The 25,834-nt window shown below is 43.6% G+C and carries 25 protein-coding genes and 1 riboswitch; of the genes, 14 read left to right on the top strand and 11 right to left on the bottom strand.

The window, feature by feature from the left end; all coding sequences use genetic code 11:
- Positions 1–8 precede the first annotated feature (8 nt).
- Together MKY18_RS01285 and MKY18_RS01290 are read left to right on the top strand one after the other, a co-directional pair.
- Positions 9–239, top strand: a complete 231-nt coding sequence (locus tag MKY18_RS01285) for a sulfurtransferase TusA family protein (RefSeq protein WP_003216954.1) — start codon at positions 9–11, stop codon at positions 237–239.
- Between the two features lie 58 nt (positions 240–297).
- Positions 298–1,074, top strand: coding sequence for a sulfite exporter TauE/SafE family protein (locus tag MKY18_RS01290; RefSeq protein ID WP_113768623.1), 777 nt, complete (start codon positions 298–300; stop codon positions 1,072–1,074).
- 51 nt (positions 1,075–1,125) lie between these two features.
- On the opposite strand, the gene MKY18_RS01295 is transcribed toward MKY18_RS01290, so the two are convergent.
- Both MKY18_RS01295 and proS read right to left on the bottom strand, forming a co-directional pair.
- On the bottom strand, positions 1,126–1,302 hold the full coding sequence (locus MKY18_RS01295; RefSeq protein WP_167331440.1) for a hypothetical protein: 177 nt from the start codon (positions 1,300–1,302) through the stop codon (positions 1,126–1,128).
- Between the two features lie 143 nt (positions 1,303–1,445).
- The gene (gene proS / locus MKY18_RS01300) at positions 1,446–2,879 is read right to left on the bottom strand and encodes a proline--tRNA ligase (protein ID WP_342497670.1); all 1,434 of its coding nucleotides are present in this window, start codon (positions 2,877–2,879) and stop codon (positions 1,446–1,448) included.
- Between the two features lie 395 nt (positions 2,880–3,274).
- Positions 3,275–3,374: riboswitch (purine riboswitch) on the top strand.
- A 77-nt stretch (positions 3,375–3,451) separates the two neighbouring features.
- On the opposite strand from proS, the gene MKY18_RS01305 reads away from it, so the two are divergent.
- The gene (locus MKY18_RS01305) at positions 3,452–4,624 is read left to right on the top strand and encodes an MFS transporter (RefSeq protein ID WP_065098697.1); all 1,173 of its coding nucleotides are present in this window, start codon (positions 3,452–3,454) and stop codon (positions 4,622–4,624) included.
- A 42-nt stretch (positions 4,625–4,666) separates the two neighbouring features.
- Here the strand turns inward: MKY18_RS01305 and MKY18_RS01310 are convergent, their stop codons facing one another.
- Positions 4,667–5,434, bottom strand: a complete 768-nt coding sequence (locus MKY18_RS01310) for a GNAT family N-acetyltransferase (RefSeq protein WP_185108622.1) — start codon at positions 5,432–5,434, stop codon at positions 4,667–4,669.
- Between the two features lie 216 nt (positions 5,435–5,650).
- Here MKY18_RS01310 and MKY18_RS01315 point away from each other — a divergent pair, with 216 nt between their 5' ends.
- The 5 genes from MKY18_RS01315 (at position 5,651) to MKY18_RS01335 (ending at position 8,278) form a co-directional block, all read left to right on the top strand.
- A complete protein-coding gene (locus MKY18_RS01315; protein ID WP_003216997.1) occupies positions 5,651–6,109 on the top strand; it encodes a MarR family transcriptional regulator in 459 nt (152 codons plus the stop codon).
- 111 nt (positions 6,110–6,220) lie between these two features.
- Positions 6,221–6,421, top strand: a complete 201-nt coding sequence (locus MKY18_RS01320; protein ID WP_260406891.1) for a hypothetical protein — start codon at positions 6,221–6,223, stop codon at positions 6,419–6,421.
- 42 nt (positions 6,422–6,463) lie between these two features.
- On the top strand, positions 6,464–6,925 hold the full coding sequence (locus tag MKY18_RS01325; RefSeq protein ID WP_342497671.1) for a DUF523 domain-containing protein: 462 nt from the start codon (positions 6,464–6,466) through the stop codon (positions 6,923–6,925).
- Between the two features lie 27 nt (positions 6,926–6,952).
- Positions 6,953–7,360 carry a DUF5301 domain-containing protein gene (locus MKY18_RS01330; protein WP_185108618.1) on the top strand — a complete coding sequence of 136 codons (408 nt, stop codon included), beginning with the start codon at positions 6,953–6,955 and terminating at the stop codon, positions 7,358–7,360.
- A 90-nt stretch (positions 7,361–7,450) separates the two neighbouring features.
- Positions 7,451–8,278 carry an aldo/keto reductase gene (locus tag MKY18_RS01335; protein ID WP_221450774.1) on the top strand — a complete coding sequence of 276 codons (828 nt, stop codon included), beginning with the start codon at positions 7,451–7,453 and terminating at the stop codon, positions 8,276–8,278.
- A 50-nt stretch (positions 8,279–8,328) separates the two neighbouring features.
- Here MKY18_RS01335 and MKY18_RS01340 read toward each other — a convergent pair whose 3' ends face one another.
- Positions 8,329–9,402, bottom strand: coding sequence for an iron-containing alcohol dehydrogenase family protein (locus tag MKY18_RS01340; RefSeq protein WP_185108671.1), 1,074 nt, complete (start codon positions 9,400–9,402; stop codon positions 8,329–8,331).
- A gap of 189 nt (positions 9,403–9,591) precedes the next feature.
- Between MKY18_RS01340 and MKY18_RS01345 the strand changes: the two genes are divergently transcribed.
- Both MKY18_RS01345 and MKY18_RS01350 read left to right on the top strand, forming a co-directional pair.
- On the top strand, positions 9,592–10,560 hold the full coding sequence (locus MKY18_RS01345; RefSeq protein WP_044139195.1) for a rhodanese-related sulfurtransferase: 969 nt from the start codon (positions 9,592–9,594) through the stop codon (positions 10,558–10,560).
- 343 nt (positions 10,561–10,903) lie between these two features.
- Positions 10,904–12,523, top strand: a complete 1,620-nt coding sequence (locus MKY18_RS01350; RefSeq protein WP_034664347.1) for an APC family permease — start codon at positions 10,904–10,906, stop codon at positions 12,521–12,523.
- Positions 12,524–12,557: 34 nt separating this feature from the next.
- On the opposite strand, the gene MKY18_RS01355 is transcribed toward MKY18_RS01350, so the two are convergent.
- Positions 12,558–12,758: a hypothetical protein gene (locus MKY18_RS01355; RefSeq protein WP_185108614.1), complete on the bottom strand. Its 201-nt coding sequence runs from the start codon at positions 12,756–12,758 to the stop codon at positions 12,558–12,560.
- A 185-nt stretch (positions 12,759–12,943) separates the two neighbouring features.
- On the opposite strand from MKY18_RS01355, the gene MKY18_RS01360 reads away from it, so the two are divergent.
- The 4 genes from MKY18_RS01360 to arr all read left to right on the top strand — a co-directional run bounded on the left by MKY18_RS01360 (position 12,944) and on the right by arr (position 18,198).
- On the top strand, positions 12,944–13,780 hold the full coding sequence (locus MKY18_RS01360; RefSeq protein WP_034664343.1) for a PRD domain-containing protein: 837 nt from the start codon (positions 12,944–12,946) through the stop codon (positions 13,778–13,780).
- 233 nt (positions 13,781–14,013) lie between these two features.
- Positions 14,014–15,873 (top strand): beta-glucoside-specific PTS transporter subunit IIABC, encoded by a 1,860-nt coding sequence (locus tag MKY18_RS01365; RefSeq protein WP_185108612.1) that lies wholly within the window; start codon positions 14,014–14,016, stop codon positions 15,871–15,873.
- 19 nt (positions 15,874–15,892) lie between these two features.
- Positions 15,893–17,314: a glycoside hydrolase family 1 protein gene (locus MKY18_RS01370; protein WP_126741731.1), complete on the top strand. Its 1,422-nt coding sequence runs from the start codon at positions 15,893–15,895 to the stop codon at positions 17,312–17,314.
- A gap of 467 nt (positions 17,315–17,781) precedes the next feature.
- On the top strand, positions 17,782–18,198 hold the full coding sequence (arr, locus tag MKY18_RS01375; RefSeq protein ID WP_065098706.1) for an NAD(+)--rifampin ADP-ribosyltransferase: 417 nt from the start codon (positions 17,782–17,784) through the stop codon (positions 18,196–18,198).
- A gap of 58 nt (positions 18,199–18,256) precedes the next feature.
- Here the strand turns inward: arr and MKY18_RS01380 are convergent, their stop codons facing one another.
- Genes MKY18_RS01380 through MKY18_RS01405 form a run of 6 tightly spaced genes read right to left on the bottom strand, consistent with a single transcriptional unit; the run spans position 18,257 to position 25,809 of the window.
- Positions 18,257–20,176: a BglG family transcription antiterminator gene (locus MKY18_RS01380; RefSeq protein ID WP_185108610.1), complete on the bottom strand. Its 1,920-nt coding sequence runs from the start codon at positions 20,174–20,176 to the stop codon at positions 18,257–18,259.
- Positions 20,173–21,057 (bottom strand): ROK family protein, encoded by an 885-nt coding sequence (locus MKY18_RS01385; protein WP_185108608.1) that lies wholly within the window; start codon positions 21,055–21,057, stop codon positions 20,173–20,175. The genes MKY18_RS01380 and MKY18_RS01385 overlap by 4 nt, the downstream gene beginning before the upstream one ends.
- A 57-nt stretch (positions 21,058–21,114) precedes the next feature.
- On the bottom strand, positions 21,115–23,778 hold the full coding sequence (mngB, locus tag MKY18_RS01390; protein WP_065098709.1) for a mannosylglycerate hydrolase: 2,664 nt from the start codon (positions 23,776–23,778) through the stop codon (positions 21,115–21,117).
- A gap of 28 nt (positions 23,779–23,806) precedes the next feature.
- Positions 23,807–24,925 (bottom strand): PTS fructose transporter subunit IIC, encoded by a 1,119-nt coding sequence (locus MKY18_RS01395; protein WP_065098710.1) that lies wholly within the window; start codon positions 24,923–24,925, stop codon positions 23,807–23,809.
- Between the two features lie 36 nt (positions 24,926–24,961).
- Positions 24,962–25,291, bottom strand: a complete 330-nt coding sequence (locus MKY18_RS01400; RefSeq protein ID WP_185108604.1) for a fructose PTS transporter subunit IIB — start codon at positions 25,289–25,291, stop codon at positions 24,962–24,964.
- On the bottom strand, positions 25,288–25,809 hold the full coding sequence (locus MKY18_RS01405) for a PTS sugar transporter subunit IIA (protein WP_342487988.1): 522 nt from the start codon (positions 25,807–25,809) through the stop codon (positions 25,288–25,290). Before MKY18_RS01405 ends, MKY18_RS01400 begins: the two co-directional genes overlap by 4 nt.
- Between the last annotated feature and the right edge of the window lie 25 nt (positions 25,810–25,834).

Below are 25,834 nucleotides of genomic sequence, written 5' to 3' on the forward strand. Positions count from 1 at the left end.
ACAATCAAATGACATCAGATCAAATATTAGACGTCACAGGGCTTGCATGCCCAATGCCGATTATTCGGACGAAGAAAAAAATGAATGACTTGACGGAGGGTCAAGTGTTAGAAATACATGCAACAGATAAAGGGGCTAAAGCTGACTTAGCAGCATGGGCGAAGTCAAGCGGACATGAATTGATCACGCAGACGGATGAAGGAGATGTGCTGAAGTTCTGGGTGAGAAAAGGGTCCTAAAGGATGTAGGGGTATCTGCTGAAGATCCCCTTTTCCTTTTGCAAAGGAGGAGACCAGCGTGGATTTTGCGTTTTTGATTACACTTTTTATCATCGGATGTATTGGTTCCTTCTTATCAGGAATGGTGGGGATCGGGGGATCTGTGATCAACTATCCTATGCTGCTTTATATCCCGCCACTGGTCGGTGTGATGGCACTATCGGCACATGAGGTATCAGGAATTGGCGCCATCCAAGTGCTTTTTTCGACGCTCGGTGGTGTACTGGCGTATCGGAAAAGTGGATTTTTACATCGCTCGTTGATTTTATATATGGGAAGCAGTATATTGGCAGGCAGCTTATTAGGCAGTTATATATCACACTTCATGCCGGAGAAAGGGATGAATCTCGTCTATGGATTGCTCGCCATTGTAGCCGTTATCCTCATGCTGATTCCGAAAAAAGGGCAGCGTGCAGACGCAGAGGGAGAAGTGACTTTTCATAAAGGGCTGGCCGCTGGTATTGCCTTTGTGATCGGCAGTGTTTCAGGGGTTTTAGGCGCAGGAGGAGCATTTATCTTGGTGCCGGTGATGCTGTCTATTTTAAAAATTCCTGTACGGATGACCATTGCGTCGTCACTTGCGATTACGTTTCTTTCTGCCATCGGTGCATCTACTGGAAAGGTATTGACGGGTCAAGTCATGCTCCTTCCTGCTGTTGTGTTAATGGCGGCAAGTTTGATTGCCGCTCCGATTGGTGCAAAGGTCGGTCAGAAAATCAATGCCGTCTACTTGCAATGGCTACTTGCCGTGATGATTACAGCGACAGCGATAAAAATTTGGCTGGATCTATTTTAAAGAAAAAACCAACAGAGAAAGCAGCAGCTGCTTCACACGTGTTGGTCTTTTTTATTTGACGTCATCGTGCTCGATATACGTTTCAAGTGCTGGGTGGTACTCTTTTTGATAATGAAGGTTGGGGCATGTTTTCACGACTTTGCCTTGCAGGGCATTGGACTTAGAGACTTCTAATGCTGTTTTACATTTTGGGCAACGTTCGGCAAATAGTGAGGGCCAGCGCTTCATACATCACCACTCCAGTTAAAGTCTTAAAAACCGATTATATTAATATGAATTATAGGGGATCGTGTAGGTGAGGTCAATGGGTGTTTGGATCTTTTTAACAAAAAGGAAGCATCATGAAGGATGCTTCTTTTTCGTTTCTATTCTCAATAAGCTTTTGCCCAGAAAACCATATCAGATGCAGGTTTTCCGCAGCAGACACATGTGTCTGAAACAGATTCCTGTTCAAATGGGATACAGCGTGAGGTCGCCCCTGTTCTTTCTTTAATGTCGTTCTCACAGGCTTCGTCACCACACCACATGGCTTTAATCAATCGGTTTTCTTCTGAAAGAATGTGCTCAATGTCTTCGATGGTGTGAGCTTTTGATGTTTTTTCATGTAATCGTTCTTTCGCCTTTTCGTACATCGTCCGTTGAATATCTTCAAGCGTGGATGTGATGGTTTGTTCAAGTGCATCTAATGTGACAGCTTGCTTTTCACCAGTGTCTCGTCTTGCGAGCATCACCTGTCCTTTTTCGATGTCCTTTGGTCCTACTTCGACACGTAGAGGGATGCCCTGCATTTCACATTCGTTGAACTTCCAGCCTGGCTGTTTATCGCTTGCATCAATGTCAGCACGTGCGATGCGGGTGAGTCGATCTTTCAACTCGTAGGCATGATCGAGTACACCTTCTTTATGAGAGGCGATTGGCACGATTCGCACTTGGGTTGGCGCAATGTTTGGCGGAAGGACGAGTCCTCTGTCATCGCCGTGCACCATGATCATGGCACCGATGATTCTTGTGGTGAAGCCCCAAGAGGTTTGCTGGACATGCTCTAGCTTTCCTTCGCGGTTTAAGAATTCAATGCCAAATGCTTTGGCAAAGCCGTTTCCAAAGAAGTGAGAAGTGGCCGTTTGCAGCGCTTTTCCATCATGCATCAGGCTTTCAACCGTATAGGTGAAGCGGGCACCAGCGAATTTTTCCTTCTCTGTTTTTCTCCCTTTAATGACAGGAATGGCAAGGAGCTCTTCGCAAAGAGAAGCGTAGATGTGAAGCATTCTTTCTGTCTCCTCAATCGCTTCTTGCTCCGTCTCATGGCATGTGTGTCCTTCCTGCCATAGGAATTCAAGCGTTCTAAGGAATGGACGTGTGGTCTTTTCCCAGCGGACGACATTCGTCCATTGGTTATAAAGCTTCGGTAAATCACGGTAGGAATGAATGATATTTTTGTAATGCTCAGCGAACAGTACTTCAGAGGTCGGTCTGACGCAGAGCCTTTCCTGTAATTCGGATTCACCGCCATGTGTGACCCACGCCACTTCAGGAGCGAAGCCTTCGATATGGTCTTTTTCCTGCTGCAGCAGACTTTCTGGGATAAAGAGCGGCATATACACATTCTCATGCCCTGTTTCTTTGATTTGGCGGTCCAGTTCGTCCCGAATATTCTCCCAAATTTTAAAGCCGTATGGCTGAATGATCATACTGCCTCTGACGCTTGAATAATCGACGAGGCGCGCCTTTGTGACAACATCTGTATACCACTGGGCAAAGTCGTCTTCCATGCTTGTGATTTTTTCAACAAATTGTTTCTTTGACATTGCATATTCCTCCTTTTAAAATGCAAAAAAGCTGTGCTTTAAGTTAGGGACCATTCCTGGTGGTACCACCCTAATTTAAAGCACAGCTTTACACTCGATCATGATAACGGTATGAACCGCTGTATGAAACAGAACTAAATCGGCAGGTTCACTTGAAGATGTCAGTAGGAACTTCTCAGCACCGTTCCCTCTCTGTTAAAGGTCAATTCAAGCTACTATTCCAGATCTACGTTGATCAATGTTCGTTGATTTTTCATCAGTTTACCTGTAAATGCAGGAGAAAGCAAGTTGTACTGGGGTTTCTTTTCATGCTGTTCTGAGTGCTTTGTTTGATCGTGAATTTGCAGTCATTTCCTATTTTTATAGCTTGCCAGTTATGTAAGCATATGCTACTATATTTGAAGAAAAAATAGACTTGTATAACCTCAATAATATGGTTTGAGGGTTTCTACCAGGATCCGATAAATCCTGATTACAAAAGCGTGCTTTCCTTTTTTGTAATCAGGGTTTTTTTGTTTGTCTTCACCCTGTATCAAAAGTGAAAGCGATGATATAGAGAAGGGATGTTAGACATGAACTGGAGAGTATATTTATTAGCCGTTTCTACTTTTGCGGTTGGATTAGTTGAGCTTGTGGTCGGAGGCATTTTGCCAAGCCTTGCAGAGGATTTGAATGTATCTCTTGCGACAGCTGGGCAGCTTATCACCGTATTTGCCATTGTGTATGCCATTTCAGCACCTGTGCTGCTGACTGCCACAGCTAAAATTGAACGAAAGCGTCTTTATTTAATCGCGTTATTGGTGTTTACAATAGGGAATGTATTCACATATTTTAGTTCGACCTTTGCCCTTGTCATGATCTCTAGGGTATTGATCGCAATGAGTACAGCGCTAGTGGTGGTGTTGTCACTGACGATCACTGCTAAGTTGGTGGAACCAGCGCATCGTGCGAAGGCATTAGGGCTGATTTTTATTGGGATTAGTTCTTCACTTGTTCTCGGTGTACCGATCGGTATTTTTATTACAGAGAGCTTTGGCTGGAGAGTGATGTTTTTAGGAATCAGTATTTTATCAGCGATATCGATGGTGCTAATTTATTTCCTATTGGAGAAAATGCCTGTTGAAAAAGTGACACCTCTTAGAGAGCAAATTCGTGCTTTAGGGCATCCGAAAATTTTTAGTGCACATTTGATCAGTTTGTTTATGCTTGCAGGTCATTATATGCTTTATTCTTATTTCACTCCGTTTTTAATGGAAGTTCTGCATATGACCCCGTTCTGGATTAGTATTTGTTATTTGGTCTTCGGGCTTGCATCTATTGGCGGGAATGGGTTAGGCGGCTGGCTTAGTGACAAGCTGGGTTCAGGGAAAGCCATTTTGCTGGTGACAATCACGTTTGCGGTTGTGTTGTTTATCATTCCTTATACAGCGGGTGTGTTTGTCCTCTTTATGATCATGGTTGTCCTATGGGGAGCGCTTAGCTGGGCATTAACGCCTGCCTTGCAGAGCTATTTGATTCAAACAGATCCTGTCACGTCTGATATTCAGCAAAGCTTAAATACATCGGCCTTGCAAATTGGTATCTCAATTGGATCAGCGGTTGGTGGTGTCCTGTTTACGATGACCGGTTCATCTGTTGATCTGGCGAAGTTCGGTACAGTGTTTGTGCTGATTGCGTTTAGCTGTGCGGTGATTTCGTTGAAAAGACCACCGCTTTATATGGATCGTCAGCATCGTGCTGAATAGCTGCCTATGAAGCTGCCTATGATAGGCAGCTTTTTTTATGTTCTATTCAAAAACAACCATTTCGCCGATTGGTTGAAAGCCGGCACGTTGGTAAATATTTTTGCCGTCAGCTGATGCTTGTAACAGGACGCGCTTTTGTTTGTTCTCTGTCTGTGTCAGAAGATAATGAAACATGTCACTGCCAAGTCCCTTTCCGCGGTGCTCTGCCCTTGTGATGACATCATAAATACCGTAGCTATCGGTTGCTTCGAGTAATAAGCCTGTTGTGACCGGCTTGTGGTCTGCATATCCGACGAACATGCGAGCGCGTGAGTGTATAGCTTCAAGCGAAAAACGCTGGAAATAGTTATCTAAGGCGATGGCCTCCGGTGACTCTTTGAATAGCTCGATAAAGATATTTTTGTAATCAAGCAGTGTCTGCTCATCGAGTACTTCTTTGATTGTAAGCGACGAAGGTGTGAATGTATCCATGTCTTCTATCTGCTCAAGTATCATGATGGTATTACGTTCAACCTCTTCAAGCTGATATTCCTTTAGTAAATCAGTCCAATCAGGATGAAGTAAGCGGTGATCCACCCACGTACTGAATGATTGTTTCTGTGATTGCAAGTGTTCGATGGTCGTTTTCACTTTTTGCGGATCTTTGATTTGCGCTGATGTCGGTAATAGCAAATTGAATGTGTCTGTCGATATGTGAGTATTGGATAGTACGAAATCGTCCGTTGCGAGGGAGGTTCCGTTCACAGCTGAAGAAAACAGGTGGATCTTTTCTTCTAATTGGCGAATGGCGATGTGTTGTTCGGTTTTCATTAGCTCACCTTTTTCATCAAAAATTGGATGACATCCCCTATGAATGATAGCAAATAAAAGAAAGAGGAGCTGTGACATCATAGATCATCTAGTAGAAAAGTACATATACCATTTTCAGGTCTGATGGCCTGTTCTTTTTATCACACTGACATTTCTTTTGACTCCTATCTTAATTATTAGTACCATTTTATTAACCAGTTAAGAGTGGAGGTTCAGATGGAGACTAAAGAGCAGATTGTATTAAAAGCGATTCAAGATCTGATTATTCATAGAGAAAAGAGAAGGAATGATCCAACAGATCCACTGATTACCACGACTGATACACTCAAGCAAGATTGGACACTCACACAGCTTCACATTTTATCAATGATTCAAGCCAATCCAAACGAATCAAATAATACATTTCTTTCTCAACAACTGAAACTATCAAAGCCCGCTATTACAAAGGCTGTGAAAAAACTAATCGATAAAGGCATGGTGGACTATTGCCACCGGCAAGGGGATAAAAAATCTGTCTACTATTCATTGACAGAGAAAGGCACGCAATTGGCGGCGCTGCATGATGAATTACATGAGAAAGCTGTCGCGTCCTACTTAGAATTTCTCCAGCAGTTTCATGAAGATGAATTACAAGTGATTGAGCGCTTTTTGAAGGCATGGAAAGAAAAAATATAGATTAAAAAAACCGAAACCATCGTAGAAAATGAGATGATTTCGGTTTTTTATATGGTAAAATTAACATATATTGGCGTTATTCGTGATCATGTTAAAAGGGAGGGAGCTTCTTTGGGGAAAGAAATGATGGAAAATTTTAAAAAGTACGTATTCATGATGCCGTTCGTTGGATTATTTGTCAGCATGCTATTATTTGTTTACTTTTTTGGTATCACAGGAGTTGAAGGGTCGATTTGGGGCTGCTGCTTTATATTGTGCTCTGCCCTTTTTGGTGTACACGGTATTCTGTTTGCCGTTAAGTATTTATTTTAAAGTCAGTAAAAAACGTTCAATCCATAAAAATGAGGAACATTCATGATTGTGGTCAGCTCTTGTCTTGCTAGGTTGAAGGTCCGGTATAATGGTAGCCATCGATTAGATCAGCGAATCGAAGAGCTAGTGCAGGAAGGAAAGGCTGTGACAGTTTGTCCTGAACTGCTTGGCGGCTTCTCTACGCCTAGACCTCCGGCAGAAATCATTGGCGGAGATGGACATGATGTTTTACGGGGGCAGGCTGCTGTTGTTGATGTGCATGGAACTGATGTCACAGAGATGTATGTCAAAGGTGCGAAAGCGGCGCTGGAACAGGTTCAGTCTCTGAAAGCAACAGCGGTTGTGCTAAAAGAGTACAGCCCTTCTTGCGGGAGCCGGATGATTTACCAGGGAGAGTTTAACGGTAAGACAAAAGCGGGAGATGGTGTGACGTCCGCTTTGCTGAAACAGCACGGGATTGAAGTGTTCTCTGAGGAGGGGGATTGGATGTCGTTGTTTCAATAGGTGTGGCGAATAGAAGGAGGAGTTAGGTTGAAAAAGTGGATCATTGGTGTAGTTGTAGTCATTTTAATAGGAATTGGTATTTATTTTATGATCAATGCCAAAACATACTCATTCGATGATGTGGTCTCGATTGATCAAAATAAGGTGACTTCGATTCAAATTGAGCATGATGATAAACGTGTTGTTTTTGACAAGAAAGAAGACATTCAAAAGCTGTTGAAGGAACTTTCAGATGTGACATTAAAGAAAACCAATGAAGCCACAAAAACCACAAAAGATTCTTATTGGATCAGGGTGTATGAGAATAAGAAGGAAACATACGGTCTGACTTTCTATGATCAGGCATTTTTAATGACATATGATTTTTCTAAAAAGAAAGATCAAACAAGCGAATACCAAATCGTTGACGCCAATCAAGTCGATATAGGACAATAGATCAAATAACACCAGCGAAAATTCATGCATGATCAATCAAAAATTTGGGTATAGTGCTTGGTAAGCAAAAATGAAGCGGAGGTTTGTTTGATGAGTGGATTAACAGATACAGTCACATTAGCAAACGGAGTAAAAATGCCGAAGCTAGGCTTCGGTGTATGGCAAGTAAAAGATGGGGATGAGGCTGTAAATGCAGTCACAGACGCTCTTGAAGCGGGCTATCGCAGCATTGATACAGCAGCTGCCTATCAAAATGAAGAAGGGGTAGGCAAAGCCATTCAGCAATCAGGCATCTCTCGCGATGAGCTGTTTATTACGACAAAGGTGTGGAATCGTGATCAAGGCTATGAATCAACACTTGAAGCCTTTGAAACAAGTATGAACAAGCTAGGGTTAGATGTATTAGACCTTTATTTAATTCATTGGCCAGTTGAAGGTAAATATAAAGATACTTGGAAAGCACTAGAGAAGCTGTATAAGGATGGACACGTTCGAGCCATCGGTGTGTGTAACTTCCATCAGCACCATCTAGATGATCTATTAGAAGAAGCAGAAGTTGTGCCAATGGTTAATCAAATCGAGCTGCATCCCAAGCTGACGCAGGAGCCTTTACGAGACTACTGCAAGGAGAAAGGGATTCATGTAGAAGCGTGGTCACCATTAGGCAGCGGGAAGCTGCTGAACCATCCTGTTCTTCAGGATATTGCGAAAAAACATGACAAATCCGTGGCTCAAGTCATTCTTCGCTGGGACTTGCAGCATGGTATTATCACCATTCCAAAATCTGTGACGAAGAGTCGAATCATCGAAAACACACAAGTCTTCGATTTCGAGCTGTCCGCACATGAGATGGAAGTCATCGATCAGCTCAATGAAGATGAGCGCACAGGTCCAGATCCAGATAACTTTGATTTTTAATCGAAAGGAAAGCACAGGTGGGATGCCTGTGCTTTTCTTATTGAACGATTTTATGAGGCTGATACGTTTTCAATGACTTGAATGGCGCCGACAATTTGCTCTTTGGAATACTCTCCAATCAGGCAAAAGGTTTCGTCTGCACGTGCAGCATGGCTTGCCACTGTTTCTGCGGCTTCTTCCAGCTGAGCTGTGATGCCAAGCTCACGCATATTTCTAGGTAATCCGAGTGTTTCATAAAGCTCAAGTAATTCTTCTACTTCGCTCATTCGATTTTCTGCGGCAAGCTGAACAAGAATGCCATAGGCCACTTTTTGACCATGTAACATATGGTGCGTTTCCTCAATAAACGTCAATCCGTTATGGATGGCGTGGGCTCCTGCCATTCTTCCGTAGCGTCCTCCGTAGCCGCCGACCGTGCCAGCTAATGTAATAATGGTATCCGTTACATCTGCAAATGCTTGCGAAAGCTGACCCGTTTGCAAGCTGTGGATAGCTTCTTCGCTATGGGAAACAAGAATATCCCTCACGTATACCGCCTGTTTTAGTGCTGCATGCACCATGAGCGGCAAGGAATCCTTTGCATTTCGAATAATGGCTTCTGCTTCATACCATTTGGCCAGCGTATCTCCAATCCCACTTTGAAGGTAGGAAAGAGGAGACGAGAGCAAAAATGTATGATCAATGAGCGTGAGGTAGCTGGACCGTTTATGGTAATCGACTCTCATGAAATTTCCCTTGTCATCATAAATGACGCTAAGCGGTGTAGATGCAGCACATGTCCCCGGGATGGTTGGAACCATGATCACTTCAATTTGAAGAGCCTTTGCTACTGACTTGGCGGTGTCTAAAATCGTGCCGCCTCCAATCCCAATCACCACATCTGCCTCTTTCAGTTCTTCTGCAATTCGAGTGATTGCATTGGGTGAACTGTATCCTTGGTGCTGAACAACAGGCCAATATGGCGGAAGCTTTGTATACTGTGAAAAAGCATGAAATGAATCATATCCCGTCACGACAGCGGGCGACTGGAAGGATGGAGAAACAAGTGAATCGAGTTCATGATAAATGCCTTTTTGAGAAATAAATTGGTTTGGACCGCTTCTGACGATATCTTCTGGCTGGATCATTGCGTTCTGCTCCTTTACAACATCATATTTCATAAATCATCTCATTTTACTGAAAGTTCTGTCAAATATGAGAAGAAAGACCCTTCCGTTTTATGGAATTGAGCCGCTGTCATTGCCTTTAGGTATGTATTTCCTGTATGATAAAGAACGGTATGTTCTCATTAAATTTAAGAGGTGTTTATATATATGGAAAAACAATATCGTGTCTTACTTTACTATCAATATGTCCCCATTGAGGACCCAGAGACGTTTACAGCAGAGCATCTAGCATTCTGTAAGGAGCTTGGTTTGTTAGGCCGTATCCTTGTTTCATCAGAAGGTATAAACGGAACGGTTTCAGGAACTCTTGAGCAAACGGACAAGTACATGCAAGCATTAAAAGAAGATCCGCGCTTTGCGTCTATGCCGATCAAAATTGATGAAACAGATGGTCATGCGTTTAAAAAAATGCACGTCCGCCATCGGAATGAACTAGTGAATCTGAGCCTTGAAGATGACGTGAATCCGTTAGAACTAACAGGTAAACATCTTAGCCCGGTCGAGTTTTACGAGCAAATGCAATCACCTGATACCGTTGTGATAGATGCGCGTAATGATTACGAGTTTGATGTCGGCCACTTTAGAGGGGCAGTTCGTCCTGATATTGAGACATTCCGCGAATTACCGGAGTGGATTCGTGACAATAAAGAGATTCTTGAAGGGAAAAAAATCCTGACGTATTGCACAGGCGGCGTACGCTGTGAGAAATTCTCTGGCTGGTTAAAGCGTGAAGGCTTTGAAGATGTCTCTCAGCTTGACGGCGGAATAGTCACGTATGGAAAAGATCCAGAAGTTCAAGGGAAGCTTTGGGATGGTCAATGCTATGTGTTTGATACTCGCTTAACAGTGCCCGTGAATCAAACAGAGCATGTGGTTGTCGGAAAAGATTTCTTCACTGGTGAGCCTTGCGAGCGTTATGTGAACTGTGCAAACCCTGCATGTAACCGCAAAATGATTGCAACAGAAGAAAGCGAGCATAAGTATATGCGCAGCTGCAGCCATGAATGTCGTACGAGTGAACGTAACCTTTATGTGAAACAGCACAACCTGTCTGAAGAAGAAGTGCAAGAAAGACTAGCTGTGATTGAACAAGAACAAGCAATCTCACAAGGATAGAGGGAAACCCCCTTTATCCTTTTTTCTATACATGATAGGGCTCAGAAGAAAGGGGGGTTCATTTCCTCTTTCTTTTTTGTTTTGTTTTTTTCAAAATAAGGGTAAAGGTAGTTATTCAGTCTAATAGATTGAAGCATTGAAAAAGCGCTTTCTTAAGAAATAAGCATGTTCGACTATTTCAGAAAATGGAGAATTGAGAGATAATAAAACAGGCGAAAAAATGAACAAGGGTAAAGATTTAGTTGAAGAAATATTTGTCAATTGAATGAAAAGTGAGCTGCAATGAAAGAAAGGTGCTTACTTGGGCACATGCTTTGTAATTTAATCGAAAGGTGTTATGAACATGAATCATTTACATCGTAGAATGGGAACTTTCGCTTTAATGATGGTAGGTCTTGGCTCAATCATTGGTTCAGGATGGCTATTCGGTGCTTGGCGTGCCGCTCAAATTGCAGGTCCTGCTGCTATTTTATCCTGGTTGATTGGGATGGTTGTGATTTTATTTATCGCTTTGTCTTATAGTGAACTCGGATCGATGTTTCCAGAGGCAGGGGGAATGGTGAAATATACGCAATATTCACACGGCTCTTTTATCGGGTTTATTGCCGCTTGGGCAAACTGGATCGCAATTGTCTCCGTCATTCCGGTTGAGGCGGTGGCTTCTGTCCAGTATATGAGTTCATGGCCTTGGGAATGGGCAAAGTGGACAAGCCATTTGGTCACAAAAGGGGTGTTGACGACAGAAGGGCTCATGGTCGCCAGTGTGCTTCTTGTGATTTACTTTCTGCTCAATTATTGGACAGTAGGGTTATTTTCAAAAGCCAATACATTCATTACCGTGTTTAAAATTGTCATTCCAGGATTAACAATTGGTGCGCTCTTATTCGTAGGTTTTCATAGTGAGAATTTTACTTCTGGAACAAGTATTGCCCCTAATGGCTGGGCGAGTGTGCTGACAGCTGTTGCGACATCAGGAATTGTGTTTGCCTTCAATGGCTTCCAAAGCCCGATTAATATGGCGGGTGAGGCGAAAAATCCAGGCCGATCAATTCCGATTGCTATTGTTGGATCCATTTTGATTGCGACTGTGATTTATGTTCTTTTACAAATCGCCTTTATCGGTGCTGTCGATCCGTCCATGATTGTGAATGGATGGGGACATTTGAATTTTAACTCGCCATTTGCTGACCTTGCCATTGCGCTTGGGATTAACTGGCTGGTTCTGATTTTATATGCAGATGCGTTTGTATCACCTTCTGGTACAGGCATTACGTATACGGCGACGACATCCCGTATGATTTATGGAATGGAAAAAAACAAATACATGCCAAGTGTACTTGGTCGTCTGCACCCTATTTATGGCGTGCCTCGTCCAGCGATGTTTTTTAACTTAGCCGTATCGTTTATCTTTCTGTTTTTGTTTAGAGGCTGGGGTGTACTTGCGGAAATCATTTCTGTTGCGACACTTATTTCTTATTTGACAGGCCCAGTAACTGTCATGACACTGAGAAAGACAGGGACAGATTTATATCGTCCCCTTCGAATAAAAGGACTCAGCATTATTGCTCCTCTCGGTTTTGTCTTTGCGTCATTGACGCTGTATTGGGCGAGATGGCCGTTAACAGGTCAGGTGCTATTCATTATTCTCATCGGTCTTCCTATCTATTTTTACTATCAAGCAAAAGCGAAGTGGAAAGGCTTCGGCCGCAACTTCAAGGCGGGTGCTTGGATGGTCGTGTACTTACTTGTGATGATGACGATTTCCTGCCTTGGCAGTGACAAATTCGGCGGCTATAACGTCATTCATTATGGCTGGGACATGGCTCTTATTACAGTGGTTGCTCTGCTATTTTATATGTGGGCACTCAAAAGTGGATTTGAAACAGAATTTCTAGAGGATGCGAAAAAAATCAATGATGAGCTGCGTACTTCTACGCAAGAAGCCGCATCATCCAAAGAATAAAGGAACGGCTGCCTGAATATTACGGGCAGCCGTTTTATTTTGATAAATGATGCATCACGTGCTGCCTTAGCCAAGTGGTGACACCGCGCAAAACGGCTGCTGTGACAAATGAGATGAGCACATACTTCCAAAGCTGATTCATGCCTTGTCCACTAAGCAAAAACACGATTCCTAGAAAGACGAGTGTGAATAGAAGCATGAAAAGAAATGATGCAGACCAGAAAAAAGCCTTCACTGAAGGTCACCTCCTCGGAGTATTGTATGCAGGCAATTGAAGGATCAGACCAGCTATGACGGGGGAGAATTATGGTGAAATCTATTGCAAAAGTCAGATAAAAACACCAAGTGATTTGACAGTTATGTTAAGATGAGAGCATATTTTGAGAGAAGATTGTGGTTCATAGACGGAGGTGTTTGGGGTTGCAGATACAAAAAGTTCTAAACAATAATGTCATTAGTGTGATAGATGAACAAGGGAAAGAAATCGTCGTCATGGGGAGAGGTATCGCGTTCAAGCGGCGACCCGGGGACCCGGTAGACGAGTCGTTAATCGATAAAGTCTTTCGACTAGAGGATCATTCCGTTCATGAGCGGATGAAAATGCTGCTTCTGGAGGTTCCGTATGATGTGGTCAAGGTAACCGAAGAAATGATTCAATATGCACATACAAAGCTGAACCGAAGATTAAACGAAAGTCTGCATGTATCACTCGCAGACCATATTCATTACGCCATCGAACGATTGAAGAAAAATCACCTCATTGAGAATTCGCTCATTTGGGAGATTAAACGCTTATACAAAGATGAATTTCTTGTGGCAAAGGACTGCCTTGAGATGATTGAAGAGCGTCTACATATTGAATTGCCTGAGGATGAAGCAGGCTTTATTGCTATGCATATCATTAATGCAGAGCTCAATGAGGACATGAATACAACGGTCAATATCACAAAAGAAGTAAACGCCATTCTCACCATTGTGAAATATCATCTCAATATGGAATTTGATGAAGATTCGCTCAACTTTTATCGTTTTCTCACGCATTTACGCTTTTTCGTCCAGCGTCTGATGAACGAAACAATGCTTGTCAGCGAAGATCATGACTTGTATCAGCTTATCAAGGTAAAATATCCGAAGGCATACGAATGTGCAAAGAAAATCGCAGAATATGTCTATCAAACCTATCACCGAGATCTCACATCAGAGGAGATGCTGTATCTATCTATTCATTTGAATCGATTGATCAAACGAGAAAAATAAAGGTAGTTTTAAAAGAAAGCGTTGACATAAGAAAAGCAGAGTGGTACTATTTGCTCATAAACATAAAAGAATACGGTTTCACAATGATCGTCTTAGAGGATTGTGACTGTTCGGCAGGCAAAACCTAAACGTTCACTGAAAAAGCGCAATAGCAGTTGCGACTATTTTTGGTGCCCGTTTAGGTTTTTATTTTGCCCAAAAACGTATTTTTTTGAAAAAAAGGGGGTTTTTGTATGAGTTATCGTCAATTAGCAGAAGACATTATCAAACTCATTGGCACAGAGAAAAACGTTCATTCACTGGTCCATTGCGCTACAAGACTTCGCTTCACATTAAATGACCGATCAAAAGCAGACAAAGCAGCCATTGAAAAATTAAATGGCGTTGTAACTGTTATGGAAAGCGGCGGCCAATTTCAAGTAGTCATTGGCAATACTGTACCAGAGGTTTATCGAGAGATTGGGGAGTTTACAAATCTATTAGAGGAGTCCACTTCTTCATCTGCAAAATCAGGTGGAGAGAGCACGAGTCTTTTCGGAAAATTCGTCGACATTGTCTCTGGTATTTTCACACCACTTCTCGGTGTCATGGCAGGTGCTGGTATTTTAAAAGGTCTATTAGGGATCTGTATCAATGCAAAATGGTTATCACCTGAAGATACGTCGTATCAAATTTTATTTGCTGCGTCTGACAGCTTGTTCTACTTCCTGCCATTACTGCTCGCATTCACTTCGGCGAGGAAGTTTAAAGCGAATCCATTTGTCGCTGTGACGATTGCTGGTGCACTCATTTACCCAACCATTCAAGAATTGTCAAAAGGCGGCGGAGATGTGACCTTCTTCGGTATTCCGGTCGTCTTAATGTCTTATACATCAACGGTTATTCCAATCATTTTGGCAGTGTTTGTCATGGGATATATCGAACGTTTCTTTAACAAAGTCATTCATGAAAGTGTCAAAAACTTTATTACTCCACTGATTTTACTTGTCACGGTTGTTCCACTGACACTCATTGTATTCGGACCATTTGGTGTGTATGCAGGGAACGGCATTGCCGCTGTCTTGCTGAAAGTATTCTCCTTTAGTCCTACACTTGCAGGTGCTTTAATTGCGATGGCATGGCAGGTTCTTGTGATCTTCGGTATCCACTGGGGTCTAGTGCCAGTGATTTTAAATAATATTGCCGTCCATGGAAAAGATCATATCAAGCCGGCGACTGCGCCAGCTGTATTTTCACAAGCCGGTGCTTCCATCGGTGTTATGCTGAAAACAAAGAATAAAAAGCTGAAATCATTGGCTGGATCAACAGCGGTTTCTGCCGTGTTTGGGATCACAGAGCCAGCTGTATACGGGGTCACACTTCGTTTGAAAAAACCATTTATTGCAGCCGTTATCTCTGCTGGGGTCGGCGGTGCGATCATCGGTTATTCACAAAGTATTGCGATTGCGTCAGGACTTCCAAGTTTACTGACACTTCCGATTTTCTACGGACAAGGGTTTACAGGGTTCATCATCGGAATCTCGGTCTCGTTTGTTCTATCCATCGTCTTGACTTACTTGATTGGATTTAAGGATCCAGTAGATGAAGATGAAACGTCAGCACCGGTTGCCGCACCAACAATGGAAAACGAACATGGGGTCAAAGCAGCTCATGTGAAAAGTCCTTTAAAGGGTGAGGTGATCAAGCTAGAGGAAGTACAGGATAAGGCATTCTCATCTGGTGCACTAGGAAAGGGTGCAGCCATCATTCCATCAGAAGGCAAGCTGTTTGCACCAGTATCAGGAGTTGTGACAACGGTGTTCCCAACAGGACATGCGTACGGTCTTACTTCTGAAAGCGGAGCAGAAGTGCTCATTCACATTGGACTTGATACCGTACAATTAGGCGGTCAGCATTTTACCCCGAAGGTCGTACAGGGGCAAACCATCACAGAGGGCGAATTGCTTGCGGAGTTTGATATTGAAGCCATCCAAGCTTCCGGCCTGTCCGTCACAACACCAGTGATTATTACCAATTCAGGTGAGTTTAGCGATATCATAGAAACAGAAGAAAAACAAATCACACCAGGACAATCATTTTTACATCTCGTTTAATCAAGAGGAGGAAGAAATTATGAGATATTCAACACTAGCACCATTTCCAAAGGACTTTTTCTGGGGCGGATCTACATCCGCCTATCAAGTAGAAGGTGCGTGGAACGAGGATGGCAAAGGACCATCTGTCATTGATATGAGAGCAAGTTACCCTGAAGGAACAACAGATTTTAAAGTCGCAAGCGATCACTATCACCGCTATAAAGAGGATGTGAAGATGTTTGCAGAAATGGGTTTGAAGGCTTATCGCTTCTCTATTGCATGGACACGGATCATTCCAAATGGAGATGGGGAGATCAATCAAAAGGGGATTGAATTCTATCATTCTCTCATCGATGAACTGCGCCGCTATGATATTGAACCAATCGTGACGATGTATCATTTTGATCTGCCTCATGCACTTCAAGTAAAAGGCGGTTGGTCAAATCGTGCGACAGTAGATGCGTTTGAACGGTATGCAAAGGTTCTATTTCAGGAGTATGGTCAGAAGGTGAAATATTGGCTGACCATTAATGAACAAAACATGATGATCTTACATGGATCAGCGCTCGGTACACTTGATCCAAATTTAGAAAATCCGAAAAAAGAACTGTATCAGCAGAACCATCATATGCTCGTCGCTCAGGCGAAAGCCATGACGCTTTGTCATCAAATGTTGCCCGAAGCGAAAATTGGACCAGCGCCAAACATCGCGCTCATTTATCCGGCTTCTCCAAAGCCTGAGGATGTGCTTGCTGCGGCGAATTACAATGCGATCCGCAACTGGCTTTATCTTGATATGGCAGTCTTCGGCCGTTATAACAACCTTGCGTGGGCATACATGAAGGAAAAAGACATTCTTCCTGTCATCGAAGAGGGAGATATGGATATTTTGAAAAGCGCGAAGCCGGACTTCATTGCCTTTAACTACTACACATCTCAAACGGTTGAAGCGAGTAAAGGAGATGGCAAGGATGAATTTGCACGCGGCGGAGATCAGCATTTGAAATCTGGTGAAGACGGTGTATACAAAGGTGGCAACAACCCGTTCCTAAGTAAAAATGCGTTTGGCTGGGAGATTGACCCTGTCGGCTTCCGATCAACGATGCGTGAGATTTACGACCGTTATCAGCTGCCTCTTATTATCACGGAAAACGGATTGGGTGCTTTCGACAAATTAGAGGAAGATGGATCGATTCAAGATGATTATCGAATTGACTATTTAGAAAAGCATATCGAACAAATCAAATGGGCGATCACAGACGGCGTCGAGGTCTTCGGATACTGCCCGTGGTCCGCTATCGACTTAATCAGCACACACCAAGGGTGCTCCAAGCGCTACGGATTCATCTACGTCAACCGCGATGAATTTGACCTAAAAGACCTGAAGAGAATCCGTAAAAAGAGCTCTTACTGGTATGAAACCTTGATTCAGCAAAATGGAGAGAACATCGGGGAGTAACAAATAAAAAAGCCAATCACCTCATGTGGGTGGTTGGCTATTTTTCGTTCACTCTAATGGCAAGATGATATTGTTCGAGTTGTTCTAAAATGATAGTCTGATGATATATTGTAAAAAATGGTTTAATATCCATTGTAAGGGAGGGGTTGTTTATATGATGACGATTCTTTTTCTGTTTTTTTTATTGTTTTTCATTTTTTATGCTTTGAATTATATAGGTCAGAAATTGATTGCGAGGGAATACCCAATGAACCATGGCGTGATTGTGACTCTGTCAGCTGTGGAAGGGATTCTCGTTTTTGTCATTGTTGGTGTTAATGAGAAGTTTCCGTTTTTTTAGATCGAATCACTTCTTACTCTCTACTATCATTATACCCCGAATGTAATCTCATTTATAGACTGTTTTCCGCCCAGATCAGGCCGTATACTGTTATACGCAAGTCAAAAACGATAAGGGGTGCGGCTATATGAATGACAAGCAACAAGTTTTAGATCCTGGCCCGTTTTTTCATGGGACGAAAGCGGAATTGAAGATTGGAGATCTGCTTGAACCGCAGTATTTATCGAATTATCAAGATCAAAAATCAAACCATATCTATTTCACCGGAACATTAAACGCAGCCAAGTGGGGTGCTGAATTAGCAAGATCTGATGCGAAAGAGAGAATTTATCTTGTAGAACCATTAGGCGAGTTTGAAAATGATCCGAATTTGACTGACAAAAAATTTCCGGGTAACCCCACACGTTCTTATCGGTCGAAATCCCCTTTGAAAATCGTCGCAGAATTAGGTTCATGGGAAAGACATTCCGATGAAGAAATCGATCATATGCTGAGCTCTTTAAAGAAATTAAGTGAAGAAGGAAAAAATGTCATATACGATTGATGATTCTCAATCACACGAAGGCCGCCTCATCAATAGCTGGGCGGCCTTTTGTTTGATCTTATTGAAACAACGCATCCATCAGCTCATCATATGTTTTCGATTGATTCAGGGAGTGAATGCGGTTTGGATTGTCCAGTAAATCGACGGCCTGTTCAAAGAATTGATTCATGCAGGCTGCGTCATCTTTATGAATGGCTAATAAAAAGACAAGTGATACTTGGTCTCCCTGCCAGTCAATTGGCTGTTTTAAGTGTGCGATGGCTACGCAGGATGTGCCTTCATTTGTGATGAGCGGGTGCGGCATGGCAATTCCTCTTCCAAGATAGGTAGACGACATTTGCTCCCGCTCAAGCACCGAGGACCGAAAAGATGACGATACTAGCTGATACGTTTCTAAACGGCTGCATAGTGTGTCTAATACCTCGTCCTTACTGGATAGGTCAGCATTCAATAAGGTCAATCGTTCTTGAAAAAACGCCATCAGTTCTTTCGAGGGAGTCCCGTGTCCATTTAATAAATGAATGACTTCATTCACCCGCTGTACATCATGATGTTCAAAAAAGGCGCTGACCTGTATCACTGGTTTTCCCTTTGATGCGAGTGGGACGGTTGTAATGATGACATCACAGGGCAGGATGGTGCTCATGAGATAATCCTGATAGGAATACAGCTCGACGATGTCCAGCTCGTGCTGAAAGGCTGCCTTTAATTTAATTTCAAGTAGTCTTGCCGTCCCTAATCCAGACCCGCACACGATAATGGCTTTCTTTTTTTGCGAGGTATCGAGCTGACTTCTTTCAAATGAAGCGGCGATATGCAGGGCAACATATGCTGCCTCATCTTCATTTGGCGTCCGCACCAGCTGTAAGGCATTCAGCCCGCTGACAGCCAAATCAAACGGGTATGGATAGGACGCTTTGATCTCATGCAAAAGCGGATTTTGTAAGGATACGCCATATTGGATTCGATTTAATAATGGCTTCATATGAAGCATCAAGTCTTGCTGCAGGATGTTGTCCTCTGCAAAGCGCTGACCGCTCATTTTCTCAATGTGCTGTAGAAAGACCGCAACCGCCTGCTGAACTTCCACTGTCGTCTGATGCTGGGCGGTTTCTTTCCACGTTTGATTTGCCAATAGATGCATGACTAAGTAATCTGTTTCATCCTCTGATAAGGTGACATGAAAGGTGTCACTCACCTGCTGTATGATCTTTTGGGCAATTCTCATCAAGACGGGTGATCGTTGTGTACGAGTGGTACTGGCAGGTATCCGCTGGTTTTTTCGTGTCTGCTGAATCGCAATCGCTAAATGAATGACTAAGTTTTTTAAGGCAATGTCTTTAATGAGCAATGACTCTTGATGCAGATTCGTCAGGACAATCGATCGAATGGTTTCAAGAGAAATATCGGGAAAATGGAGCTGCTCCCGCTCTGTGATATGAGAAAGTGCAGGCTCTTCTTCAAGGAGTAAGTCTGCATAGCATGTTCTTTTTTGCAACTCTTCCCCTTCAATTTTCAAACCAAATCCAGGCTTTGACACAAGGGTCATACCGTAACGGGCTAACAGCTCTCGTCCTTTTTTTAAATCACTGCTGACCGTCATGCGGCTGATGAACAGTTCTTCAGCCAACTGGTCAATTTTTAAGTAATCCGGTTGAAGCAATAGCTTTCTCATCATAAATCGTACACGCTCTTCTGGCATGACGGGGACGAGAGAGCGGGCAGGAAGCTTTTGTTGATGAAGCCAAAGCAGGAAGGCGTCTTGATCACTCGTTAATAGGGTGTATCCCTTTCCGCGGATCGTTTTAATCTTGGCTCCAGCTTCCTTTAACTGCTCATTTGCTTCTTTAATTAAATTGCGGATGGAGCGGTCAGATAAGCGAAAAGAGGCAGTAAGCTCCTCCAGCTTCACGAACCCCTTCGTTTCAAATAGCCGCTGAATCAGCTGATAGGTTCGAGGATCTGCCGTCATCATCATTGCGCGGCTCCTTGCGCCTGTAAGGCATCATTACCAAGAGCGATAGCGCCCATTAAACCTGATAATCCATCAAAGGATGGCTTGGTGATAATTTCATTTAAAGGCTTTGGCAGTTGCAAATACCCATGAAGCCGTTTTTCTGTTTCATCAAGAATGAGCGGCAGCATAGCGGGCTGTTTCATCACACCTCCGCCGAGAATGATGCGCTCTGGCGAAAGGGTGAGTAATAAATTGGCGGTCATCTGCCCGAGATAGTAGGCATGAAGTGACCAGGCAGGATGATCCTCTGGCAGCATGGGTGCCAGTGTATGATAGCGCCCTTCTATGGCAGGTCCTGATGCCAGTCCCTCTAAACAGTCAAGGTGTATAGGGCAGCAGCCACCGTAGGAATCATGAGGGTGCCGCTGCACTGTGATATGACCCATTTCTGGATGCAGCAACCCGTGAATGAGGCGGTGTTCAATATAGGCACCGCCGCCTATTCCAGTTCCAACAGTGATATAGACCAAAGATGCCGGTTTTTCTGCTTCAACTGAAAAGCGGGCTTCTCCGAGTGCTGCACAGTTCACATCGGTATCAAGCTTCATCGGGAGCCCAAGGGCTTGTTTTAAGGTAGAGAGGAAAGGGAATTGACGCCAGGCTGTTTTGGGTGTCTCTAAAATCGTCCCATAGCTTGGGCTGTGCTCTTTTACATCGACAGGCCCGAATGCCCCAATGCCAATGGCATCGACAGGATGCTTTGTAAAGTAATCGATCACTTGCTGGCATGTTTCAATTGGGTTTCCTGTTGCAAAGGAAGTCATGTGTTCAATCGTTCCATCTGTTGTTCCGTAGCCGCAGACAAATTTTGTTCCGCCTGCTTCAATGCCTCCAATTCTCATGATCAATGCCCTCCATTAAAGAGGGGCGGAATCCAAATGGACCCCGCCCCTACATGTTCATTTTTTCTTTACAATGTAGGTTTGTACCTGACAAGGTGTGAGCGGTTCAATGTGTAATGATCCATGCTGTGCTTTGAGTATATGTCCTTCAGGTGTTTCGCCTAAATTCGCTGTTTCTCCGTGTTGTAGAGATGAACTATTGATTGAAGCGGCTGTTTGACGAGCTAAATATGGATTGAAGAGACGGATGACAATGCCTGTTCCATGCTCTTCTTTTTTCAGAGCGCTTAGAATGGCTCCGTCTGTCTCAATGTCAAGCAGGCTATAAGTAGATTGTAAGTCTTCTTTTTCATCTCGGAAAGAGAAAATTAAACGACCGTTTAAAAAGTCTGCCCGTTCGTAGCATTGAACTGGCGTTGTATACCGCTTGGCAAGCTGCGCTAAGTGCCCCTCGCTGACAGCATCCTTGCTATAATGCATGCCAAATGAGAACGACAGTGCACCTTGTAGCTGAGCGTCAGGTGTCTCAACAATTTTTTCGCCAGATGCGCGTCCTGGACGGTAAAGAAGATTTTCTTTCCCCATTTTTCCGAAACAACGGAAAAGCGTATACGCAATCGTTGTGTAGCCTTCTCCTGTGATCTGATATTCTCTCACGCAGTCCGTCAACAGAGCGACACCGTATGCTTCATCACGAAGTGCAGTAAAGGATTGCATCGGTTCAATGGTGATCGGTTTTTCTTCCCAATGTTCATTGCTCCACCATTCAAGCTCTTGCGTGAGCTCTGTTGGGCGTTCGATGGTTCCAAACTGCTGATCGCTCAGTGATACCTTTGATGCGATGCCTGTATCAAAGAGGACACGCAGACGATGGTCTAACGCATGATTGTCGACATCGACATGAAAACGGATGACAGGCTCATCTTTGTTTAATGCTACCTTCGCTGTGATTGGGAGTGAAGTCGTGACTGATTGCTGAGAGCGCTCTTCTAAGTCATAAGGGACAGTAAGAGTAAGCTGGACGGTGAGCTCTTCCTGCAAGCCGCTTTTAGACACTGTGATGTCTGCCGAAGAAAGATCCTTGGATGACACATACAGATCCTCACGCGGCGGGGAATAGTTGTAGGAATCCCCGTCGTCTCCATTGTCTTCAAAGATCATTTGCTCAGAGAATGTCCGGCCTGTTTGTTTATCAGTGATCTCCAGCGATCCGTTGTCATTTGCCGCAATGCGGTAATACGTATTTTCAATCGCGCGTCCTTCTGTTTGTTCCCATGCAGATTCGCTTGATTCATCGAAAACCATGCTGACTTGTGTATAACCAACGGATGGTAAGCTGGTGGCTTCGATCAGTAAAACGGCTTTCCATACTTGTTTTGGCATGTACACTTCTTTACTTGGGTTAAGAGAAATTTGCTGTGCCAGCACATAATCTGTGACATCGGTTTTGTTTTTCACTGTATACTGAAGCGTTCTCCCATGTGCATCTTTTAGCGTAAATGGACGTTCCGTGATAAAGGTTTCGACTTCAATGACTTCAGAACGCTTTGAAGGCAATGTATTAAATAACGTAAGTGTGATGTCTTGCTCAGTTTGCAGTCGAATAGCGATGAGGCGCATGTGTAAGTCCACAAGATTCTCGGCGATTTCCTTTGCCTGTTTGTAGCGGAAGAAGACATCTTGATTCGTCGTATCACTATTACATCCGCCAATGCTGTCATGCGCTGCATTTTCAAACATGAGGTACCAAATATCACGAACCGTATCATGCGGATAGTCGTGTCCGAGTGAATAGCTGATCGTGAGGATAGGCTCCATCACATTGACGAGATAGTTTTCAATTTGATTGTTTAAGATTTTTAAATCAGCTCGTGTTGAAAAAATAGATTTGTGAATCCGCATATGCTTCGCATGAATGAGCTCTCCTTCTAAAGTTTCAAAAGACGTTCGCTCTTTTTTCACTGCTGCAATGTAATCTTCTAAACTGCTGATTTGATAGTGGTGCTCGTCAAGTTCATTGGCTTTTTCTAATAAGTCAGGCAGGTTTTTGCGGATCGGTGCCTGATCAAAGCCATTTGGGAAATAGACATTCTTTGTGGTTGCCTTTGCTTGCAGCGCACCGATTTTTTCAGATAAAAAGGCTTGTAAGTCCTCATCCTTTTCAGGAATATTTCCACCGTAGTAGTAGCCAAATGGCAGGTTTACCGCAAAGACTTCACTGCCGTCAGCACCTTGCCAATTGAATTCAGTGTGATTCGTCATATGGTCTGAAACGCCGCGCCAAAAAGCTGTATCCACAATGCCGAATCCGCGGTAAATTTGAGGCATTTGCGCGGATTGACCGAAGGAATCAGGGACATAGCCGACTTTCATCACATGACCGAACTGTTGACAGCGTTCAATCCCGTATTGCAGGTTCCGTACAATCGATTCACCTGAAATGACGAGCTGGTCGGTTTGGGTATACCATGGGCCGATGATGAGACGTTTGGCTGTGACGAGCTTTTTGATTCGACTCTCATCCTCAGGACGCCATTTCAAGTAATCATCCAATAAGGATGCCTGAGCATCGAGCATGAAGTAATGGAACCTGTCATCTGTTTCAAGGGTGTCTAAAATGTCCATTACGCTTTTCATTAAGTAGATACGGGAGCGGGAGGTGGTGAAATACCATTCCCGGTCCCAGTGAGTATGTGGAATCACATGTACATTGACAGTCATTGATCAACGACACCTTTCTATGTGCAAATTATCCTTCTAGTACAAGGTCAAAATCGTCTTCTTCTTTCTGCTTCTGATCATGCTCAGGTGTTTTTGGTTCTTTTTTCTCAGAGAAATTCACAAGCAGGTTGGCACCAATACCGATGACGAGTGCGCCAGTAAGGGCACCGATTAAATAAGCCCACCAGTTTCCAACTGAGAAGAAGCCATATAGTCCACCAATTGGCGGCATGATGTCATGAACACCTAATAATGCAGCGACCCCGCTTCCAGCAGCACAAGCGACGACATTCAGCGGAATCAATTTCAAAGGATTGACAAGGGTAAAAGGGATCGCTCCTTCTGTAATACCGATAATGCCCATGACAAGGCCGCCACGTCCGGCTTCTCTAAAGGTTGGAGAGAAGTTGCGTTTTCGAATCAGTGTCGCAAGCCCGTATCCAAGCGGCGGAATGACAATCGCAATATTGACGAGAATGGCAGGGAGGTAGACGCCTGATAGGAAGAGCGCGTTACCGGCCATCCAAGCAGATTTATTCACTGGTCCGCCAAGATCAAAGCCAATCATCGCACCTAAAATGAGAGCGAGTGCGAGTGTGCTTGTCCCGTTAGCGACCATACCTTTGATCCATTCAATTAATGCCGTGTTCAAAGCGCCTAAAGGCCCGCCCAGCAGAACGGACATGAGAAGTCCAGTTAAGCCAACGGTAATAAGCGGTAAGATGAGCAGAGGAACAAGTCCGGCTGCGGAGCCTTTAATTTGAATTTTCCGTTTCACAAAAAGAGCGACATATCCTGCGAAGAAGCCTGCAATAACGGCACCGATAAATCCAGCATTCGTTGAGCTGGCAAGGGCACCGCCGATGAAGCCGGCTGCAAGCCCTGATTTATCCGCAATCGAATAGGCGATAAATCCAGCGAGCAGGACGTTCATTAACCCAATGCCTGTCCAGCCAACCTGCTCCATTAAATAGGCGCCGTGTAAAATGCCGCCAGCATCCTTATAGGCGTTTAAATCTGAAACACCAAATCCTAATCCGACTAGTTTGGCTAAACCAACGATAAGGGAGGCGCCAATGATTACAGGAAGAATATAAGAAATACCGGTCATGAGATGGCCTTCAATGACTTTTAATTTTGCTTTCATTTTGCTTTGCTCCTTTCTATATGGCATTGCTCACGTTTATTGAGATTCAGATTTTTTCTTTTCAACAAGTGCTACAGCTTTTGTGATGATTTGCTCGGCATTTTTTAATGCGCGTCCAATCTCGACACGTACTGTGGGAATGGCTGAGAAACGTTCCGCATCGTTGATGTGCTGGTTGGAGGCAATGATGCAGAGGTCTGCCTGCTTTGCTTCCTCTGCGGTAATGCCATTTACCTGTCCCATAATCCCTTGCTGCTCGATTTTGATCTCGTGACCGAGCTGTTTACCCGCATTTTCTAACGCCTTTGCTGCCATTGGTGTATGAGCTAACCCTGCTGGACATGAAGTGACACCGACAATTTTCATTGTGTAATCCCCTCTTTCAATTGTTGTTCAATGACTTCGTAATAATAATCAGCGGTTTGACCTGGTTGTATTTTTTCGATGAAAGCCGGTTCCATGAGGCTTGTCGCAATCCCTGACAGTAATTTCAAGTGTGTGACATTTGCTTCTTCTAATGGAACGAGCAGTGTAAATAAATAACTTGTGGGTAAATCGTCAAAGCTGCCCCATTCAATCGGTTGTTCTAGCTCTAAAAAAAGAAGTGAAGCCGTTTGTACAGCGGAGCTTTTTGTATGAGGAATGGCGAAGCCTTGTTGAAGTCCTGTTGAGACTTCGTCTTCGCGAATCAACAAATCTGATAATAACCCCGCCTGATCGTTTGTAATCTGAAGGTCTTCAGCTTTCTCGGCAATGTATTGTAAAATCTCATTCTTTGATCGTCCGTTTACCTGTGTGAAAACATGATCTTTTTGGAACAAGCTGATCCCTTCTCTCTTGTTTGTTAAGCGCTTACAAGTTGATTGTAATGTACTTTTCGACATGGTTAAATAGCATCATTTTCCGTTT

The sequence above is a fragment of the Bacillus sp. FSL R7-0672 genome (assembly GCF_038601465.1).
GTDB lineage: Bacteria > Bacillota > Bacilli > Bacillales > Bacillaceae > Bacillus > Bacillus pumilus.

What these genes read in the sequence shown, in the direction of transcription:
- MKY18_RS01345 (WP_044139195.1), top strand. Translation starts at nt 9,592, where the DNA reads ATGGAAAAACAATATCGTGTCTTACTTTACTATCAATATGTCCCCATT.
- MKY18_RS01405 (WP_342487988.1), bottom strand. Translation starts at nt 25,809, where the DNA reads ATGTCGAAAAGTACATTACAATCAACTTGTAAGCGCTTAACAAACAAG.
- mngB (WP_065098709.1), bottom strand. Translation starts at nt 23,778, where the DNA reads ATGACTGTCAATGTACATGTGATTCCACATACTCACTGGGACCGGGAA.
- MKY18_RS01325 (WP_342497671.1), top strand. Translation starts at nt 6,464, where the DNA reads ATGATTGTGGTCAGCTCTTGTCTTGCTAGGTTGAAGGTCCGGTATAAT.
- MKY18_RS01310 (WP_185108622.1), bottom strand. Translation starts at nt 5,434, where the DNA reads ATGAAAACCGAACAACACATCGCCATTCGCCAATTAGAAGAAAAGATC.
- MKY18_RS01380 (WP_185108610.1), bottom strand. Translation starts at nt 20,176, where the DNA reads ATGATGATGACGGCAGATCCTCGAACCTATCAGCTGATTCAGCGGCTA.
- proS (WP_342497670.1), bottom strand. Translation starts at nt 2,879, where the DNA reads ATGTCAAAGAAACAATTTGTTGAAAAAATCACAAGCATGGAAGACGAC.
- MKY18_RS01395 (WP_065098710.1), bottom strand. Translation starts at nt 24,925, where the DNA reads ATGAAAGCAAAATTAAAAGTCATTGAAGGCCATCTCATGACCGGTATT.
- MKY18_RS01385 (WP_185108608.1), bottom strand. Translation starts at nt 21,057, where the DNA reads ATGAGAATTGGAGGCATTGAAGCAGGCGGAACAAAATTTGTCTGCGGC.
- MKY18_RS01285 (WP_003216954.1), top strand. Translation starts at nt 9, where the DNA reads ATGACATCAGATCAAATATTAGACGTCACAGGGCTTGCATGCCCAATG.
- MKY18_RS01400 (WP_185108604.1), bottom strand. Translation starts at nt 25,291, where the DNA reads ATGAAAATTGTCGGTGTCACTTCATGTCCAGCAGGGTTAGCTCATACA.
- arr (WP_065098706.1), top strand. Translation starts at nt 17,782, where the DNA reads ATGAATGACAAGCAACAAGTTTTAGATCCTGGCCCGTTTTTTCATGGG.
- MKY18_RS01350 (WP_034664347.1), top strand. Translation starts at nt 10,904, where the DNA reads ATGAATCATTTACATCGTAGAATGGGAACTTTCGCTTTAATGATGGTA.
- MKY18_RS01335 (WP_221450774.1), top strand. Translation starts at nt 7,451, where the DNA reads ATGAGTGGATTAACAGATACAGTCACATTAGCAAACGGAGTAAAAATG.
- MKY18_RS01295 (WP_167331440.1), bottom strand. Translation starts at nt 1,302, where the DNA reads ATGAAGCGCTGGCCCTCACTATTTGCCGAACGTTGCCCAAAATGTAAA.
- MKY18_RS01370 (WP_126741731.1), top strand. Translation starts at nt 15,893, where the DNA reads ATGAGATATTCAACACTAGCACCATTTCCAAAGGACTTTTTCTGGGGC.
- MKY18_RS01305 (WP_065098697.1), top strand. Translation starts at nt 3,452, where the DNA reads ATGAACTGGAGAGTATATTTATTAGCCGTTTCTACTTTTGCGGTTGGA.
- MKY18_RS01365 (WP_185108612.1), top strand. Translation starts at nt 14,014, where the DNA reads ATGAGTTATCGTCAATTAGCAGAAGACATTATCAAACTCATTGGCACA.
- MKY18_RS01315 (WP_003216997.1), top strand. Translation starts at nt 5,651, where the DNA reads ATGGAGACTAAAGAGCAGATTGTATTAAAAGCGATTCAAGATCTGATT.